Annotated in this window: 13 protein-coding genes; 8 read left to right on the top strand and 5 right to left on the bottom strand. The window is 45.5% G+C overall.

Annotation, left to right across the window (positions count from 1 at the left end; genetic code table 11):
* Positions 1 to 198 precede the first annotated feature (198 nt).
* From pepT to L1D60_RS03195, 3 genes are all read left to right on the top strand, one after another.
* Positions 199 to 1,431, top strand: a complete 1,233-nt coding sequence (pepT, locus tag L1D60_RS03185) for a peptidase T (protein ID WP_239839705.1) — start codon at positions 199 to 201, stop codon at positions 1,429 to 1,431.
* 78 nt (positions 1,432 to 1,509) lie between these two features.
* The gene (locus L1D60_RS03190) at positions 1,510 to 1,977 is read left to right on the top strand and encodes a DM13 domain-containing protein (protein WP_239839706.1); all 468 of its coding nucleotides are present in this window, start codon (positions 1,510 to 1,512) and stop codon (positions 1,975 to 1,977) included.
* A gap of 92 nt (positions 1,978 to 2,069) precedes the next feature.
* The gene (locus L1D60_RS03195; RefSeq protein WP_239839707.1) at positions 2,070 to 2,912 is read left to right on the top strand and encodes a mechanosensitive ion channel family protein; all 843 of its coding nucleotides are present in this window, start codon (positions 2,070 to 2,072) and stop codon (positions 2,910 to 2,912) included.
* A 161-nt stretch (positions 2,913 to 3,073) separates the two neighbouring features.
* Here L1D60_RS03195 and L1D60_RS03200 read toward each other — a convergent pair whose 3' ends face one another.
* The gene (locus tag L1D60_RS03200) at positions 3,074 to 3,517 is read right to left on the bottom strand and encodes a cytidine/deoxycytidylate deaminase family protein (RefSeq protein WP_239839708.1); all 444 of its coding nucleotides are present in this window, start codon (positions 3,515 to 3,517) and stop codon (positions 3,074 to 3,076) included.
* A 261-nt stretch (positions 3,518 to 3,778) separates the two neighbouring features.
* Here L1D60_RS03200 and L1D60_RS03205 point away from each other — a divergent pair, with 261 nt between their 5' ends.
* The 3 genes from L1D60_RS03205 to L1D60_RS03215 all read left to right on the top strand — a co-directional run bounded on the left by L1D60_RS03205 (position 3,779) and on the right by L1D60_RS03215 (position 9,074).
* A complete protein-coding gene (locus tag L1D60_RS03205; RefSeq protein ID WP_239839709.1) occupies positions 3,779 to 4,918 on the top strand; it encodes an efflux RND transporter periplasmic adaptor subunit in 1,140 nt (379 codons plus the stop codon).
* Positions 4,919 to 4,929: 11 nt separating this feature from the next.
* A complete protein-coding gene (locus tag L1D60_RS03210) occupies positions 4,930 to 8,082 on the top strand; it encodes an efflux RND transporter permease subunit (RefSeq protein WP_239839710.1) in 3,153 nt (1,050 codons plus the stop codon).
* 290 nt (positions 8,083 to 8,372) lie between these two features.
* Positions 8,373 to 9,074, top strand: a complete 702-nt coding sequence (locus L1D60_RS03215) for a MaoC family dehydratase (protein WP_239839711.1) — start codon at positions 8,373 to 8,375, stop codon at positions 9,072 to 9,074.
* A 68-nt stretch (positions 9,075 to 9,142) separates the two neighbouring features.
* On the opposite strand, the gene L1D60_RS03220 is transcribed toward L1D60_RS03215, so the two are convergent.
* Positions 9,143 to 9,958 carry a phosphate ABC transporter substrate-binding protein gene (locus tag L1D60_RS03220; RefSeq protein ID WP_239839712.1) on the bottom strand — a complete coding sequence of 272 codons (816 nt, stop codon included), beginning with the start codon at positions 9,956 to 9,958 and terminating at the stop codon, positions 9,143 to 9,145.
* Positions 9,959 to 10,193: 235 nt separating this feature from the next.
* Here L1D60_RS03220 and L1D60_RS03225 point away from each other — a divergent pair, with 235 nt between their 5' ends.
* Complete coding sequence (locus L1D60_RS03225) at positions 10,194 to 10,556, top strand: DUF3024 domain-containing protein (RefSeq protein WP_239839713.1); 363 nt, start codon at positions 10,194 to 10,196, stop codon at positions 10,554 to 10,556.
* Between the two features lie 34 nt (positions 10,557 to 10,590).
* Here L1D60_RS03225 and L1D60_RS03230 read toward each other — a convergent pair whose 3' ends face one another.
* On the bottom strand, positions 10,591 to 11,430 hold the full coding sequence (locus L1D60_RS03230) for an AraC family transcriptional regulator (RefSeq protein ID WP_239839714.1): 840 nt from the start codon (positions 11,428 to 11,430) through the stop codon (positions 10,591 to 10,593).
* A 172-nt stretch (positions 11,431 to 11,602) separates the two neighbouring features.
* Positions 11,603 to 13,609 (bottom strand): exoribonuclease II, encoded by a 2,007-nt coding sequence (gene rnb / locus L1D60_RS03235; protein WP_239839715.1) that lies wholly within the window; start codon positions 13,607 to 13,609, stop codon positions 11,603 to 11,605.
* A gap of 388 nt (positions 13,610 to 13,997) precedes the next feature.
* Between rnb and L1D60_RS03240 the strand changes: the two genes are divergently transcribed.
* Positions 13,998 to 15,950 (top strand): DEAD/DEAH box helicase, encoded by a 1,953-nt coding sequence (locus tag L1D60_RS03240; protein ID WP_239839716.1) that lies wholly within the window; start codon positions 13,998 to 14,000, stop codon positions 15,948 to 15,950.
* A gap of 211 nt (positions 15,951 to 16,161) precedes the next feature.
* Here the strand turns inward: L1D60_RS03240 and L1D60_RS03245 are convergent, their stop codons facing one another.
* Positions 16,162 to 17,763, bottom strand: a complete 1,602-nt coding sequence (locus L1D60_RS03245; protein WP_239839717.1) for a bifunctional diguanylate cyclase/phosphodiesterase — start codon at positions 17,761 to 17,763, stop codon at positions 16,162 to 16,164.
* Positions 17,764 to 17,781 lie beyond the last annotated feature (18 nt).

Consider the following 17,781-nt stretch of genomic DNA (forward strand, 5'->3'; position numbering starts at 1 on the left):
GAAACCCTCTAATTTCAAGTATAGGAAGCCCAGATCATTTCGCAGAAAAATGATTTAGAGCAAATTACTCATCCTTTAGGGGCGTAAGATGAGCGTTCACACATCAACGCTTCAAGACTATCTTTCTCAAATCTTAGTCTATTCGAATCATAATTATGTTGATGAATCAGTTAGTTAAATCCATGGTGAGAACAAGTTATGGAACAGTTAGTTGAACGTTTTCTTAAGTACGTGACCTTTGATACCCAGTCGAATCCTTCGAATGCACAGTGCCCGAGTTCTAGTGGGCAAATGACCTTTGCTGAGGCACTTAAAGAAGAGTTGATTGCATTAGGGTTGAGTGATGTGAGCCTAGATAGTAATGGTTACTTAATGGCGAAACTGCCGTCGAATGTTGATTTTCCAGTACCTGCGATTGGTTTTGTCGCGCATATGGATACCGCCCCTGATGCATCTGGAGCTAATGTAAAACCTCAAGTCATTTGTGATTATCAAGGTGGTGTGGTGCAACTGGGTAGTAGCGGAGAATGTTTAGACCCAGAGCAATACCCCGATCTCAACGCGTTGCGTGGCCACGATTTAATTACGACTGACGGCACGACGCTACTGGGTGCTGACAATAAGGCGGGGATTGCTGAGATTATTTCTGCAATCGCGTTTCTTAAAGCTAACCCTGAGCTAAAGCACGGCGATATTTGCATTGGCTTTACTCCCGATGAGGAGATTGGACGTGGCGCAGACTTGTTCAATGTTGAAAAGTTTGGTGCTGAGTGGGCTTACACCATTGATGGTGGTCCAGTAGGTGAGCTGGAGTTTGAGAACTTTAACGCCTCGAGTGCTGATGTTATCTGCCACGGGGTGAACGTGCACCCGGGGACAGCGAAAGGCAAGATGGTCAATGCGATGAACATCGCCGCACAATTCCAACTTATGATGCCAGCAGAAGAGACGCCTGAATGCACTGAAGGTTATGAAGGTTTCTACCATCTCAAATCAGCTGAGATGGGTGTCGCGCGTTCAGAGCTTGGTTACATTATTCGTGATTTTGAGCGTGAGGGCGTAGAGCAGCGTAAAGCGTTCATGCAGCAAAAAGTCGATGAGCTAAATAGCCGTTTAGAGAAAGGCCGCGTGGAGCTGGTTTTAACTGACAGCTATTTCAATATGAAAGAGATGGTGGAACCACATCAGCACATTATTGAGTTGGCAAAACAGGCGATGATCACGTGCGACGTAGAGCCGATGATCAAGCCAATTCGAGGCGGTACGGATGGCGCGCGGCTCTCGTTCATGGGGCTACCATGTCCGAATATTTTCACGGGTGGCTACAATTTCCACGGCATCCATGAATTCATCACGGTTCAGGGTATGGAGCTTGCTGTGAAAGTGATCGTAGAGCTATCTCAAAGTACCGCGACACATTATCAAAAATAAGACGAGAATTAGTGCTTTATCCCTTTGTATTTTAGAGAGTATTCATTAATACTTTCTATAAATATAAGGGAGTAAGCGATGAAAAAGTTGATTCTACTTTGCACCCACCTTGCTGTGGGTGCTTTTGGTTTTGGGCTAGGGGTTTACGCTCTACCCATTTTGATTGAGCCCGAGTCACCGTCGGTTAACTCAGTGCAAGCCGTGACTGAAAAAGCAGTTTTGAGTGGTGAATTCACCAAAGATCGTCAAGACAGTGATTTTCTTCATTGGGGAGAAGGGATCGTCTCGATTACCGAGGATGCGATTGCCTTTGAGGGTGAGCTTGCTCCGGGGCCAGATTATAAACTCTATTTATCGCCGACTTACGTTGAGACAGAAGCTGCATTCAATGAGCTCAAGTCAACAATGTTAAAAGTGGGCGATGTGAAAACCTTTGATCGTTTTATGCTCTCTTTGCCACAAGAGACAGATCTCACTCAATACAATACGGTTGTGATTTGGTGTGAAACTTTTGGCGAGTTTATTACTTCTGCAAAGATAAAATGATAGCCTAAAAGAAGCTGTTAATAACTCATAAAACGCCTATTAAATGGGCGTTTTTATTAGGTAAAGTCATCATCATTCCAAAGGAAGTTGTAATGGAAAAAATGTGGCAAGTGATTGATTTCTTGTTGGCACACAAAGGTTTGTTCAGTGCACTAATCATCGCTGTTGTTTTAATTATTCGCCGAATCACACTATCTCAAATCCGAGGCGATGTTGCTTTTCTCTCTGAAGACCAGCGTAATTGGATGTCCCGCACCAAGAATGGCACCTTCGCTATCATTGTGGTCACTCTGTTCATTCTTTGGCAGTCAGAAATCAGTGAGTTTGCACTGTCGTTAACGGCGATTGCAGTGGCGATTGTGGTCGCATCAAAGGAGATCATTCTCTGTTTTACGGGGTCTATCCAAAGGGCAAGTTCGCGCTCTTTTCGTATTGGTGACTGGATTGAAGTCGGCAAGATCAGTGGTGAGGTCATTGAACACAACTTGATGGCGACTGTGATTCAAGAGATCGATCTATACCACGGGCAGTACCATTACACAGGCAAAACAGCTACGTTGCCAAACAGCATGTTTTTTACTTATCCGGTAAAGAACCTTAACTTCATGAAGCGATACGTTTACCACGACTTTTCTATTGTGGTGAAAGAGTTCGTTAACTTATACCCACTGATCCCAGGGTTGATTAAGCAGATTGAGGCGCACAGTGAAGACTTTATTGAAGTTGCTCGTCGTTACAATGCCGTTATCGAGCGTCATGCTGGAGTCGATCTTCCTGGTTCAGAACCGCATATTCATGTAACGAGCGGAGCGACAGGGGAGCAAGTCGTGCACTTCATGATTTTCTGCCCTACAGAACAAGCTTCTCATCTAGAACAGGAAATCCGCCGCGACTTTATGGAGAGCTATGCTCAAGCTTTCCCAGAAAAAGAGTAATTGTTGGCACTGTTAAACAGGTCGTAACTATTTAACACGTCGTAACTGTTAAACAAGTCGTAGCTAATAAATAGTAGAAAGCCGATAACAGAGACCCTGTTATCGGCTTTTTGTATGTGTGCATTGAGCGATATAAACGAATGAGCGCGCTCAGTATTGGGTTAATCCAGTTCTTCGACTGGTAACCAATCTACTTTTACGCCTGCTTGTTCGAACATATCTTGGCTTACTTTGATCTTATCGCCCCAACGCGACAGAAAGTCTTCACTCTGTGCAGGACAGTGAACCGCAGCAATGCCCGTTTGAATGATCTTCGCGGCGCAGTTTGGACACGGAAAGTGTGTCACCCAGATTTCACAACCGTCTAGATCTCGCTTAGCAAAAAGAATCGCATTCTCTTCTGCGTGCAGTGTCTTCAGATACTTCATCTCACGATCATCGGTGTCGGCACTGTCTGACACACCATGTGGGTATCCATTAAAGCCAACGGAAACAATACGGTTGTGTTTGGTAATTACGGCACCAACTTGAGTCGAGGGATCTTTGCTCCATGAGCCGACCAACTCTGCCATTTGGTAAAAACGCTTAGCCCATTTTGAAATCATGTACATTACCTTAACGATATATAAGACATATTTTAGATATGAAGAGTGATCATGGTAGACAATATCCTGTCAGACTAAAAGCCTAAGCCTAAGATTTTCAGGAAAAATGTAGCGTAAATGTAAGCCATTTATGTGCATCAAGTTTCTATTTACATGCTGAAACATTTTGCCTGGTAATAATTGATATTCCTCGGACAATCGTCGCAATTGTGTTACGTAAATTTTTATACTGTTCTATTTTTAACTAGCGACGGTATACCAATGCGTAAAAAGCTACTCCTGACCGCTCTGGCCAGCTCTATGATCCTTGTCGGCTGTGGGCAAGATGCCCAAAATGCCCAACAAGCGCCTTTACCTCTCGTAGCAGTACAGGATGTTAATGTTATTCCTCACCAACAAAGCAAGTCTTATATCGGTCGTATTGAAGCTGTGGAAGATACAGCGATTACGGCTCAGGTATCAGGTTACCTTCAAAACCGTCATTTTAAAGAAGGACAAATGGTTGAGAAAGGTCAGCTGCTTTACACCATCGAGCCTTCTTCGTTTGAAGCACAAGTAGCGAGTGCTAAAGCATCCGTTGCTCAAGCCAATGCTAACCTTAAGAAAGCAGAACTTGATTTCAATCGTGGTAAAAACCTGCTTCCAAAAGGCAGTATTTCTCAGTCTGAATTCGATGCACTCACAGCCGCGCTGTTAGGTGCACAAGCACAACTTGAAGCAAATCAAGCTCAGCTCAACTCAGCGAACGTGCAACTTTCACATACTCGCATTGAAGCGCCATTTGCAGGTCGTATTAGTGATAGCAAAGTAAGTACGGGTGACCTTGTTTCGCCATCTTCTGGTGTACTAACCACCTTAGTGAGCCTAGACCCAGTACATGCCGCGTTCAGTATCAGTGAACGTGAACGTTTAGCGCTAGGGATGGATCGTATCGAAGGCGATGGCAGCAGCGATACCGACCGAGTGGAAGTGCAAATTATCTTAGAAAACGGTGAAGCGTTTGAGCACCTAGGTAAGCTTGATTTCTTAGGTAACCGAATCAATCTCAATACCGGCACTATCGCAATGCGTGCGATTGCTGACAACCCACATCAACAGCTACTTCCAGGTCAACACGTACGTGTAAACCTTCGTGACAAGCAAGAAATCGACGTAGTGACTATCCCACGCCGCGCAGTTCAGACTGACCTTGAAGGGGATTTCGTGATGGTGCTTGTGGAAGGTGAAGGTGCGCCTGTCGCTGAGCGTCGCAATATCGACATGGGTCGCCAAGTTGAAGGTGGCGTGATTGTGCATTCTGGTCTTGAAAAGGACGATGCGATCATCACACAAGGCCTGCAGCGCGTTAGAAATGGAATGTCAGTGCGTATTCAGCCTTCAGCTTCTGAGAAAGCGGAGTAAGGGGCACAAGTATGCTAAGTCGTTTCTTTATTCAAAGGCCTAAGTTTGCCCTTGTTATCTCAATTATTCTGACGCTGGCGGGGGCTATTTCATTGGCTATTCTGCCAGTGGCAGAGTATCCAAAAATCAGCCCGCCATCGGTGAGTGTTTCTGCATTCTATACAGGTGCGAGTGCTGAGGTTGTGGAACAGGCGATAGCCGACCCCATAGAGACCTCAGTCAACGGTGTAGAAGACATGATCTACATGTCGTCAAAGAGTGCGAATGATGGTTCATACAACCTAAACGTCACCTTTGATGTGGGTACTGACCCAGATATGGCTCAGGTAAACGTTCAGAACCGTGTTGCTCAAATTGAGTCAAAGCTGCCACAAGAAGTAAGAATGGTTGGCGTTACGGTGAAAAAACGTTCTCCAGACTTATTGATGGTACTGAACTTTTACTCACCAAACGGTAAGTACGATGACCAGTTCCTGATCAACTACGTTAACCTCAACATCAAAGACCAACTGGCTCGTGTTAGTGGTATCAGTGAAGTAAACGTATTGGGTGGCGGTGAATACGCGATGCGTGTTTGGTTAGACCCTGAAAAAATGGCTAACCTAAATCTGACTACAACCGATGTTTATGCGGCGTTGGCTGAGCAGAACGTTCAGGTAGCTGCAGGTCGTATCGGTGCCGCGCCATACAACAATCCTCAAGAAGTTCAGTTTAACTTGGTGACCAAAGGTCGCTTAGAGACGGCTGATGAGTTTGAGAATGTTGTTCTTCGTGCTAGCCAAGACGGTTCAACAGTTTATCTGAAAGATGTTGCTCGTATCGAGCTGGGTAAGAAATTCTACGATGGTAACGGTAAATACCGTGGTCAAGATGCTTCTATCGTGACGTTGTCACTACAGTCGGATGCGAACGCACTTGAAAGTGGTAAAGCGGTTATGGCGATGTTAGAAAATCTTAGCCATAACTTCCCAGACGGTGTTGCCTACGAGGCGAGTTACGATACGACAGTGTTCGTTGCTGAATCGATCAAAGGCGTAGTTAAAACGCTTATTGAAGCTATCTTGTTGGTAATCGCGGTAACTTACCTTTTCTTGGGTAGTGCGCGTGCCACCTTGATCCCTGTTGTGGCTATTCCGGTATCCTTGATTGGTACCTTTGCCGTAATGCAGATGACTGGCTTTACCATCAACACGGTAACCCTGTTTGGTTTGATCCTCGCGATTGGTATCGTGGTGGATGATGCGATTCTGGTTATTGAAAACGTTGATACCACCATGGCCAAAGATCCATCGATCTCTCCTCGTAAAGCAACACTGATCGCGATGAAAGAGGTAACCGGACCAATCATCACCTCTACCTTAGTATTGCTTGCGGTATTTATCCCTGTAGCCATGCTTCCGGGTATCACCGGCATTATGTATCGCCAGTTCGCACTGACTATCTGTATCGCGGTTGTGATTTCATCTATCAACGCACTAACGCTATCTCCTGCACTTTGTTCTCTGGTTCTCAAGCAGGGCGGTGGCAACACAGCGCGCTGGTACCAAGCATTCAACCGTGGTTTAGAAAGCGTGACCAAGAAGTACGGTCAAGTAGCAGGCTTCCTTGTTAAGAAAGGCGTGCTGCTATTTACCTTCTTCGTGGTAGCACTGGCAGCGGTAACTTACTTCTCAAAGACAACATCAACAGCGTTCGTTCCTCAGGAAGATAAGGGTATCTTACTGGTCAACGTGCAACTACCCGATGCCGCTTCTCTGTCTCGTACAGAGGAAGTGACAGAGCACTTGTTGGAAATGGTTGAGCAAGAACCAGGTGTTGATGGTGTGACGCTAGTAAACGGCTATGCCTTCATGACGGGTGCATCTGCATCAAATGGTGCTTCGCTGTTTATCAAGTTGCACGATTGGGATATGCGTAATGCACTTGATGGAGAGCACTCAGCACAAGCGATCTCTCAGCGAATCAACGGTCGTGCTGCGATGGAACTGCCACAAGCGGTAGTGTTTGCGATGGGACCTCCGGCGGTTCCGGGTATGGGTGCAGCGTCTGGCTTTGAGTTTGTGCTTGAAGACACCTTGGGCCGTAGCCGAAGCGATCTTGCGATGGTAATGGACGATGTTATTCAGAAAGCCAATCAGCAGCCTGAGATCGCACGTACCTTCAGTACCTTCCGTGCTAACGTACCGCATTACTACGTCGACATCGACCGTGAAAAAGCGCAGCAGCTAGGTATTCCTCTGTCTGAAATCTTCCAAACACTGCAAGGTAACCTGGGTTCTCTGTACGTGAATGACTTCACCATGTTTGGTAAGAACTTCCGCGTAACCATGCAAGCCGACAGTGACCACCGAAGCAGCATGGAAGATTTGCAACGTTTCCACGTTCGTTCTTCATCAGGCGAGATGATCCCTCTTAGCACATTGGTGACGCATGAGCAGATCTTTGAACCTGATGTAGCGTGGCGTTACAACATGTACCGCAGTGCAGTGATTCAAGGTCAGCCGGCTCCGGGTTACTCCAGTGGTGACGCGATTGCTGCAATGGAACGTGTTGCTGCCGAAGTTCTTCCTCAAGGCTACCAGTACGAATGGACAGGCATGGCGTATCAAGAAGTACTTGCGGGCAACCAAGCAATCTTTGCGTTTGCATTGGCTCTGATCTTCATCTACTTGTTCATGGTTGCTCAATATGAGAGTTGGACGATCCCTGTGGCGATCATACTGGTGGTACCGGTAGCGACATTAGGCTCATTCTTGGCGCTTAATTTAACAGGGACACCACTCAACTTGTACGCGCAGATAGGTTTGGTTCTGCTCATAGCGCTGGCAGCGAAAAACGCAATCTTGATTGTGGAATTCGCTAAGGTCGAGCGCGAAGATAAAGATGTACCTATCGACGATGCGGCGGTGAAAGGTGGTACCTTACGTTTCCGTGCGGTAAACATGACCTCTTGGTCGTTTATCTTGGGTATCTTCCCACTTATCTTCGCGGCGGGCGCTGGTCACGTGAGTCAAAACTCTCTCGGTATTTCACTGATTGGTGGTCTGTTATGTGTGTTATTAGCAGGTACCTTCCTCATCCCAGGTTTCTACGCATTCGTTCAGCGTAGACGTGAGAAAGCCCATGGCGGGAATACCAAACTTATTCCGCTAGATGATGAATAACGCTATTTGAGATTAACCACATGAAATAAAAGGCTTAGCTTCTGCTAGGCCTTTTTATATCCAAACGGAATATAAATCCAGCTCTATATACTATTTATAGAAACATATCGTTGAGTTTGTACTCTAAAGTAGATCTTCTAATAAAATAGTGTTTTTTAAATAAGTGGCTGATATATAATGAAATACTTGCTTTCGGTGAACGTGTGTATGCTCGAAAATGTTTGCACAATATTGTGAAGTGATTCAAAATTACCGAGTTATATTTCGTTCTTTTGTGCATTGAGGTTCTTATGAAGGTCATTGATTTATTTAAACACCGTAGTGATAGTGTTTCGCCACAACACTCAGAGTTTATGCAATGGATGTCTCCAACTCTAAGAGAGTACTGGGGCGACTTTCTGAACCGCACGCAAAACAGCCACTTCTTTGCATGGGTACGTGATCACCATAAACCTGCTGTAAATGAAGATGCGCCGATCACGCCAGTAGAAGTAGTACCGATTGAAAAACCAATTGAGCTAAAGCCTGAAGCTCAAGCTGTATACGATGAGCTTTCTGCACAGATCGGTGAAGTGATCCACACGGGTGATTGGATTCATGTTGGCCAAGACCGCATCAACCAGTTTGGTGAAGTGACAGAAGATATGCAGTGGATCCATACGAATCCTGAAAAAGCGGAATCTGACTCGCCATTCAAAACAACCATCGCACACGGTTTCTTGACTCTATCTCTACTACCGCGTCTAACCGATAGCGTTGATCCTGATAAGTCACAGTTCCCGACGGCAAAAATGGTGGTTAATATTGGTTTAAACCAAGTACGTTTCCCATACCCAGTGAAATCAGGTAACAACGTGCGCGCGAAGAGTACTCTGACGAAAGTAACACCAATTCGTAAAGGTCTTGAGATTGAACGTGAGATTCGTGTCGAGATCGAAGGCGTACGCCGCCCAGGTGCTGTGGTTGTTTCAGTGATTCAACTGCACTTCTAAACCAGAATTAGTTTTTAAGAATAAAAAGAGAGAGCCTTGAGCTCTCTCTTTTTCGTTTGGGATTCAGATTATTTCACTCGAGTGTATCCGTACTCTTCGATCAGGTCTTGACCCCGTTTTGAGCTAACGAACTTAACAAAGTCTTTGCTTTCTTCTGAAACCGACTCTCTCTTGTAAAGGATCAAGAATGGGCGAGCCAGTTCATAACTGTGATTTGCGATGTTTTTAGAGGTTGGTTCTACGCCATTGAATGAGATAGCCTTGATTGAGCGGTCGATTGAACCGACAGACACGAAACCAATCGCATGTGGGTTGTGGTTAACAATGGTTTTTACCATGCTGTTGCTGTTCACAACCAAGTTGTTTGGGTTGATGTCTGAGACCATTCGGTCGTTAATGATCTTAGTTAGACCCATTAGGCTTTCAAAGCTATAGCGAGACCCTGACGACGCTTCGCGAGTGACCACTGCGATAGGCTGGTCTGCGCCACCAATCTCTTTCCAGTTAGTGATCTTACCCTTGTAGATATTAAATAGCTGTTCGCGTGTGATGTTTGCCAGTCCATTTGAACGGTTAACCACAACAGCCAAACCATCGTAAGCGATAGGCTTAACGGCTAAATCATCAGTTTGCTCTTGGTCGGTTAGACGACGTGAACTCATCCCTAAATCCGAAACACCCTTGTTCACCATAGTAATGCCCGCAGTCGAGCCTATGCCTTGAACAGCGATATAGTTGTCAGCATGGGTTTTATTATACTCTTCGGCCAACACATCCATAACACGAGCTACAGAGGTCGAGCCTGAGATTGTGGTTTCTTGCGCTAGAACGGTTTGAGAAGACAAAGCGAATGACAAAAGAGAGGCAAGAGCGACTCGTAACATATACAACTCCTAGTAGATTACATTTGCCGCCTATCATAGGTAGCAAATATGACATTTTTGTGAAACTCCATGCGGTTGAATTATGGCAGTCTCACGTACATTTCATAAATGCCTGCTCACATTTCATAAATGCCTGCTCACATTTCATAAAGTCTTGTTCGCTAAACGAAGAGTTCAGTCCTAAGCTCTAATGAGGATTGTTCGCCAGACGAATTGGTGTCAAGGAGGGACGTGGATGTCGGTAGTACAGATAGAGCTTAGTCGACTTCTACATGGTGCAGAAAAGCTATGCACCTCACGCAACCAAAGTTTGCCCGTTGAGCTAGGAAAATCACTGTTTGAAGAGTGCGAGGGCGGTGTGGTTTTTTCAAAAGCTCACTACCTACTCGATTCATCTCATAGCGACTACACCGATGATGTTGCGAGGGTAGTATTCAGCCCGACCGATGCTATTTGGCTGGTGGAAGTGCCATTAGATGAAGGCTCGCAAGGAGATGTGGTGTTATGGGGGCCTTATCCTTATCTATCTCGTTCAAAGGATTTGGAATCTATTCTCCACGAAATAGAAAAAGACCCAAAAGCTTACTTCTGGGTCTAGTCGTTACTGCAATTGTTTCTCTTTTTAAATCGACTTATCTTGCTTTAATTTCAACGCCGGTACTCATTGCGTGGCTTTGCGCGATGAGTGCACGAAAGTCTTTGGGTGTTTTTCCATGATAGTTTTTAAATGCGGTACTGAAGTGTGCGGCACTTTTAAAACCCGACTCGTAAGCAATTTGGGTGATTGACTTAGTGGAGGTTCTAAGCTGCGTTGCAGCATGAGCAATTCGCTTGATCTTTAATAGATTTGAGAATGAGAGGTCTTCTGCTGACAAACGGCGTTTTAGAGTCGCTGGAGACATACCCATATAGCTCGCCAGCGTATCTAGCGAGATATTGTTCTCGATATTCTGTTCAATATAGTTAATCACCTTCTGTGTCACTGTCAGCTTTGAGGCTCTGCCAATGACAGCAAGAAGGGAAGGGTGTGCTTCGACCATTAAAGACAGCAGAGCGAGGCTCAACTGGGTGACTGCGTAGTCATTTTGAGTCGACTCACTAGCCAGTGCTAAGAGCATGTCTTTAAGCTGAGTGAGATTATGGTCGTCGGCATTGAACTTGATGTATTTTTCTGGTGGTCGTACGGACTCGAGATCACCAAATTGATTGATAAATTTTTGAAAAATTGAAAGGTCGAAATCTAAACAGATGGCGTTGAACTCGCCATGTTCGGTATGGACTGAAACGTCTTGTATTTCACCTGAATTGTAGAGCGCAAATTCACCAGCTTGGAGAGAGGCCTGAGTACCATCGGGTAATGCAAAAGAGATACTGCCTTGACGAACGATAAATATACCATTTCTCGAGGCGGGGTACCGTTCTCGTTTCCTGGGAGTGAAATTTCTAAATTGAGTGACATTGATTGATGGCATATACACTTCTTTGACGTTCTGATTGCTTAAATGCTTCCTCACTGAACCTAATATGCATTAAGTTACTTAGTGTTATATAGCAATAATAGCTTGTTTTGTTGTTATTTTTAGCGAGACGACAATAAAAAAGGCGCTAATTATTAGCGCCTTTAGAAGAGTTGTTCAATAAGGATTAGCTTGCTTGTTCGCTCGCTTCTTCCTCTTTGCTTGGTTGGTCAGCAAAGACTTGAGTTGGCTTAGCGACTAAGCTGCGGTTTTCTTGGTTAACCTCAGAGAGAACGACTTCTAATACGTCTCCCAGTCTGTATACCATTTCTTTATCGATAGATACAGTACCCATATCACCATTGCACTCAATTCTTTCTTTATTATCAAGAATGAGAGAGCCTGGAATGAACGCCGCTGCGCCGTTCTCTAGTAGGCGTACACGCATACCTGCACGGTTGATGTCGAAGATCTCGGCTTGGAAACGCGTTTCTTCCGCTGGTGCATTGGCAAGTGTACGAGCATATAGCCAATCGCCAACGTTACGTTCTGCCATACCGTGGTGACGGCGATGCAACGCCAGCTCTTCACCGACAGTTTCGTCTGGTGTTTGAATTGGTGCTTTGCCCAGAATGTGTGCTTTCAACATACGGTGGTTAATCATGTCGCCGTATTTACGGATTGGAGATGTCCAAGTCGCGTAAATATCTAGACCCATCGCATAATGCGGAGCAGGCTCATTGCTTATCTCGCTGTACGCTTGGAACTTACGAATACGGTTGTCGTAGTAGTTGCTCTCAAGTGAACCTAACCAACGGCGCAGAGCTGCAAAGCCTTCAAGTGATGCGATTTGCTCTTCTGTATAAGGTGTTTCTGCTTGTGGGTTTACCAGTTCAAGCACGTCTGCCAGTTTGTCTGCCTTGAAGCCAGCATGACAGTTAAATACACCTTTGTTGAAGCTCTCTTTTAGCACACGACCAGCACAGATATTCGCGCTAATCATTGCTTCTTCAACCAGTTTGTTCGCACTACGGCGCATGTCAGCGTGAATCGCAACGACGTCGTTATCTTCACTCAGTTCAAAGCGGTAGTCAGGACGGTCTGGGAATACGACAGCATTTGCTGAGCGCCAAGCAGAGCGAGCCTTAGCAAACTCATGAAGGTCAGTAACAATTGCTGCGATCTCTTCGCTTGGTTGCCACTTCTCTGATGCCCCAGTTTCTAACCAGTCAGACACGTTGTCGTATGCCAGGCGAGCGTGAGACTTGATGTTAGCCGCGAAGAACTTAATGTCATCGCCAATAACACCGTCTTTCGATACCGTCACAGTACAGCAAAGTGCTGGGCGCTCTTCGTTTTCGATTAGCGAGCATAGGTTGTCTGCAAGGTCGCGTGGCAGCATTGGAATGTTACGGCCCGGTAGATAAATCGTGAAACCACGATCGCGTGCGACCTTATCCATTTCGTCGTCAGGTGAGATGTAAGCTGTTGGATCCGCAATCGCAATCGTCAGTTCAAAATCGCCATTCTCATTTTTCTTCGCGTACAGCGCATCATCCATATCTTTGGTGCTTTCACCATCGATGGTAACGAATGGTACGTGCGTCATGTCGATACGCTCTAAGTCAGCGTCATCGTTTATCTGCCAGTTGTCGATGCCTTCAGGCTCACTGTTCGGTAGATCGTTTTGAGCAAGCGTTACCCACCAAGGTGCGATTTTGTCATCAGCATCGGTGATCTTCTCAGAGATCTGTGCGAGGAAGCCGTTATCGCCTTTTAATGGGTGTTGGATGATGTGAGCAACAACCCAATCGCCTTCTTTTAGCGTTTCTGGGTTTAGACCCTTCTTCGCTTTGGCTTTTAGTTGTAGCTTTTTGAGCTGTGGGTGATCGGGTACAACGTTAAGGCGGCCTTTGAAAAGCTTAACGCGAGCGATAAATCGAGTAAGACCTTGTTCTACTAGCTCTTCTGGCTCTGCGACTTCACGTTCTTTTTCAGTACGGATGATCGCGACCACTTTGTCACCGTGAATACACTTCTTCATGTACGGTGGCGGGATGAAGTAGCTAGTTTTGCTATCTACTTCTAGAAAACCAAAGCCTTTTTCTGTTGCTTTGATTGTACCTTCCTTTTTAGGAAGTGTTTCTTGGATTTGCTGTTTTAGCTGAGCGAGTAGAGGGTTATCTTGAAACATCTTACTTTTATCTTACGAGAACAATTGAGCACACTATAATCATTGCGAGGCCTGATTACTACTTAAAGCACATGACAGTGCAAATTAAATGGTGACAAAGAATATGAGTGACTTTGCACGATAAGTCCCCATTTGAATGGGTTAACGTCAAATTTTGATGACAAGATAGCCAAAAAATCAGTAAATCAGAAAAATATGTGATGTATTTCAATTTTTTCTGGCTTTTTTTATGCATTTAAGGAATAATCCGCCTCCCTTAGACGTCCCTAATGGCTTGATGCGTTTTATTACTGCTTCGCAACTGAACGGAATCAGTATCTGATAGGATCAGTATTGGAATTGGTAGAGCTCCCGGGACCTTTTGTTTACTTAATATAGTGGGATCCCAATGTCCGAATCTGTAATTCAATTTAATGAATTAGCACTTAACGAAAACATCCTTTCAGCTCTTGATAGCATGGGTTTCGTATCTCCAACTCCAATCCAAGCGGCAGCAATTCCTCTTCTTCTTGAAGGTAAAGACGCACTAGGTAAAGCACAGACAGGTACTGGTAAAACAGCAGCTTTCTCTCTGCCTCTACTGAACAAAATCAACCTAAACCAACACAAACCACAAGCAATCATCATGGCTCCTACTCGTGAGCTAGCGATCCAAGTTGCTGCAGAAATCAAAAACCTTGGTCGTGATATCAAAGGCCTTAAGGTTATCGAAATCTACGGTGGTGCTTCAATCGTTGACCAAATGCGCGCTCTAAGCCGCGGTGCTCACATTGTTGTTGGTACTCCGGGTCGTGTTAAAGACTTACTAACTCGTGACCGTCTACACCTAGATGAAGCACACACATTTGTTCTTGATGAAGCAGATGAAATGCTAAAAATGGGCTTCGTAGATGACGTTACTTGGATCCTTGAGCAAGCTCCAGAATCTGCACAACGTGTACTATTCTCTGCAACTATGCCTCCAATGGTTAAGACAATCGTTGACCGTTACCTACGTAATCCTGCGAAAGTTGACGTTGCTGGTACTAACCACACAGTTGACAAAGTAGCGCAGAACTTCTGGGTTGTTAAAGGTGTAGAGAAAGACGAAGCAATGTCTCGTCTTCTTGAAACTGAAGAGACTGACGCGTCAATCGTATTCGTACGTACTCGTCAAGACACTGAGCGTCTAGCTGACTGGCTATCTGCACGTGGCTTCAAAGCTGCTGCTCTGCACGGTGATATTCCTCAGTCTCTACGTGAGCGTACTGTTGATCACATCAAAGAAGGTGTTATCGATATCCTAGTAGCAACTGACGTTGTTGCACGTGGTCTTGACGTTCCACGTATTACTCACGTATTCAACTACGACATCCCATTCGATGTTGAGTCTTACATCCACCGTATCGGTCGTACTGGCCGTGCTGGACGTAAAGGTAAAGCGATCCTTCTAGTTCGCACTAACCAAATTCGTATGCTTCGCACTATCGAGCGTGTAACTAAGTCATCAATGGAAGAAATCCAACTTCCTCTACGTGACAAAGTAGCAGAAGCTCGTCTAGCTAAACTAGGTGCTGAGCTTGAAGCTGAGAAAGAGCACAAGTCTCTAGAAAACTTCGCTGAGCTAGTTGCTAAGCTACAAGAAAACCTAGAGATCGATCCAACGACTCTTGCTGCAATGCTTCTTAAGCGCCAACAAGGCAAGCGTCCACTGTTCTACATTGGCGAAGACCCAATGATCGCTGCTATCGAGCGCGATAAGAACCGTCGTAAAGAGCGTCGTGAAAACCGCGATCGTGACGGTGGCCGTGGTGGTCGTGACTTCAGCAACCAAGACTGGGATACATACCAGCTTCAAGTTGGTCGCGAGCAAGGCGTTCAAGTTAAAGACATCGTTGGTGCTCTAGCAAACGAACTAGGCCTAACCAAAGGTTCTATCGGTGCTATCAAGCTTGACCAAGGTTCAACTTACGTTCAACTGCCAAAAGCAATGAACTCTGAAACTGCGGGTAAACTAAGCAAGCTACGCATTCGTCAAAAAGAAGCTGGTGCTGTTGTTGTTGATTTCAACGACTTCCGTGAGCCTCGCCGTGGCGGTGGTCGTGATGGCAACCGTGGCGGTCGTGATGGTGGTCGCGGTGGTTACCGTGGCAACCGTGATGGTAACCGCGAAGGCGGTCGTGGTGGCTACCGTGGTAACCGTGACGGCAACCGCGATGGTAACCGTGAAGGCGGCCGTGATGGCGAGCGTCGTTTCGACCGTAACCGTGGTGGCGACCACCGTGGTAACTACCGTGGCGAACGTGGTCATGGTAACGGTAATGGCGGCCGTGGTCGTCGCAATGACCGTGGCGAAGGTTAATCTTAACGATTACCAAGTCTAATTAAGAAGAAGCCGAGCATCTAGCTCGGCTTTTTTGTGCGTGTTACTTTGTCTAATTCGAAGCGAATATTAATGCTTCACTATTTGCACTGTTCGTTAAAAGATAGAAAAATAATCTCGCATCTCGCATCTCGCATCTCGCATCTCGCATCTCGCATCTCGCATCTCGCATCTCGCATCTCGCATCTCGTTAGAAGGCGAGGGGAAGCTTATCACTCGAATGGAACTGTTGTGTCCAATTGATAATACTTGGAAGCGGCTTTGGAGGACTGTACAGATAGCCTTGAATCAGATCGCAGTTCATCGCCATTAAAGTATCTAGCGTCTCTCTGTTTTCGACACCCTCAACAATCACATCAAATTTTAACCCATGTGCCAGCGCAATGGACGTTTCGACGATGGTTCTATTCTTTTCATTGTGAACGATGTCTTGGATAAAGCTGCGGTCGATCTTGATTTGATCTATTGGTAATTCACTCAAGCGAGCCAGTGAAGAGTAGCCGGTGCCGAAATCATCCAAACTAATGCGATAGCCTAACTGTTTAATACGTTCTAAGCGGGATTGGCTATTTGGGATATCACGAATGGCGGCCGTTTCTGTAATCTCAATCACTATGCTTTTCGTGATACTTGGGTTCGCAGCAGACGCCTGCGCAAGTAACTTAAAGACCTTGCCGCCGATTATGTCTTTTGCTGACAAGTTAATGTGAATAGGCACAGATATGTTTTGAGCCTGAAAGCGTTCAAGATCCTCAAATACCTGTTTAATTACCCACAACGTAATGTCAGTGATTTTATTGCTCTGTTCTGCGATAGGAATAAACTGAGCAGGAGAGATAAACTCGCCCGAATCTGACTGCCAGCGAATCAGAGCCTCAAACTCGATGACTTGCTCAGTTCGAGGGCAAACAATCGGTTGGTAGTAGAGCTTGAACTGGTTGTCGTCCAATGCATGCTGTATCTGACTAGCAATAGAGAGGTTTTGTCTCGCCCCCTCTATCATGGTTGGTTGATAAGAGATAAGGCTTAATCCTTGGCTCTTTGCTTGATACATACTGATGTCGGCAAAGTTCAGCAACTGCGCCATATCTTTCGCATCGCTTGGATAGTGACTAGAGCCAAATACCACGCTCGTTGATACCTCGAACTGCCCGACGATGAACAGCTCTTTTAAGGCGAGTTCAATGTAACTGACAAGCTGGTTTAGTTCGAACTGAGAGTTACGATTGGTGATGACTACAAATTCATCCCCTCCCAAGCGAGTGAGCAGTTCATCAGACTTGGTTAGTTTTTGAATTCGTTGCCCTAGCTGAATAAGCAGTTGATCACCGCAGTGATGCCCAAGTGCATCATTCACTTGTTTGAAGTTCACCACATCAAACATCAAAACCGTAAAAGGTGAGTGTTGCTCAATGCGGCTAGACATTTCTTGTAGGCAATAGCTCCTATTGGGTAAGCCAGTAAGAAGGTCATGACGGGCGTTGTAGTGCTCCTCAATGGCTTTCTGATTGAGTTCGGTAATAGAAGCTAGGCTAAAGCGTACGACGGTAACCACAAAGACACTGCCAAAGAACAGGATCAGAGAAACACCCACCACCAGTGAGTCGATGCTGTCCAATACTAAAAGCGCATCTAAAAACAGACTATAGCCGATAACAAAACCGACGATCAGCCCTGATAAAAGCTTCCACCCTCTTTTCTCTGTGATGTGGCAAATCTTATGCGCAAAAACCAGTCCAATGCCTAGAATGATGATACCTAGGGTGACTAATGCAGCAGCAAAAATAGACAAGAGTTACGTTCCTTGTAT

This window comes from Vibrio sp. Isolate30, from assembly GCF_022397975.1.
GTDB lineage: Bacteria > Pseudomonadota > Gammaproteobacteria > Enterobacterales > Vibrionaceae > Vibrio > Vibrio fortis.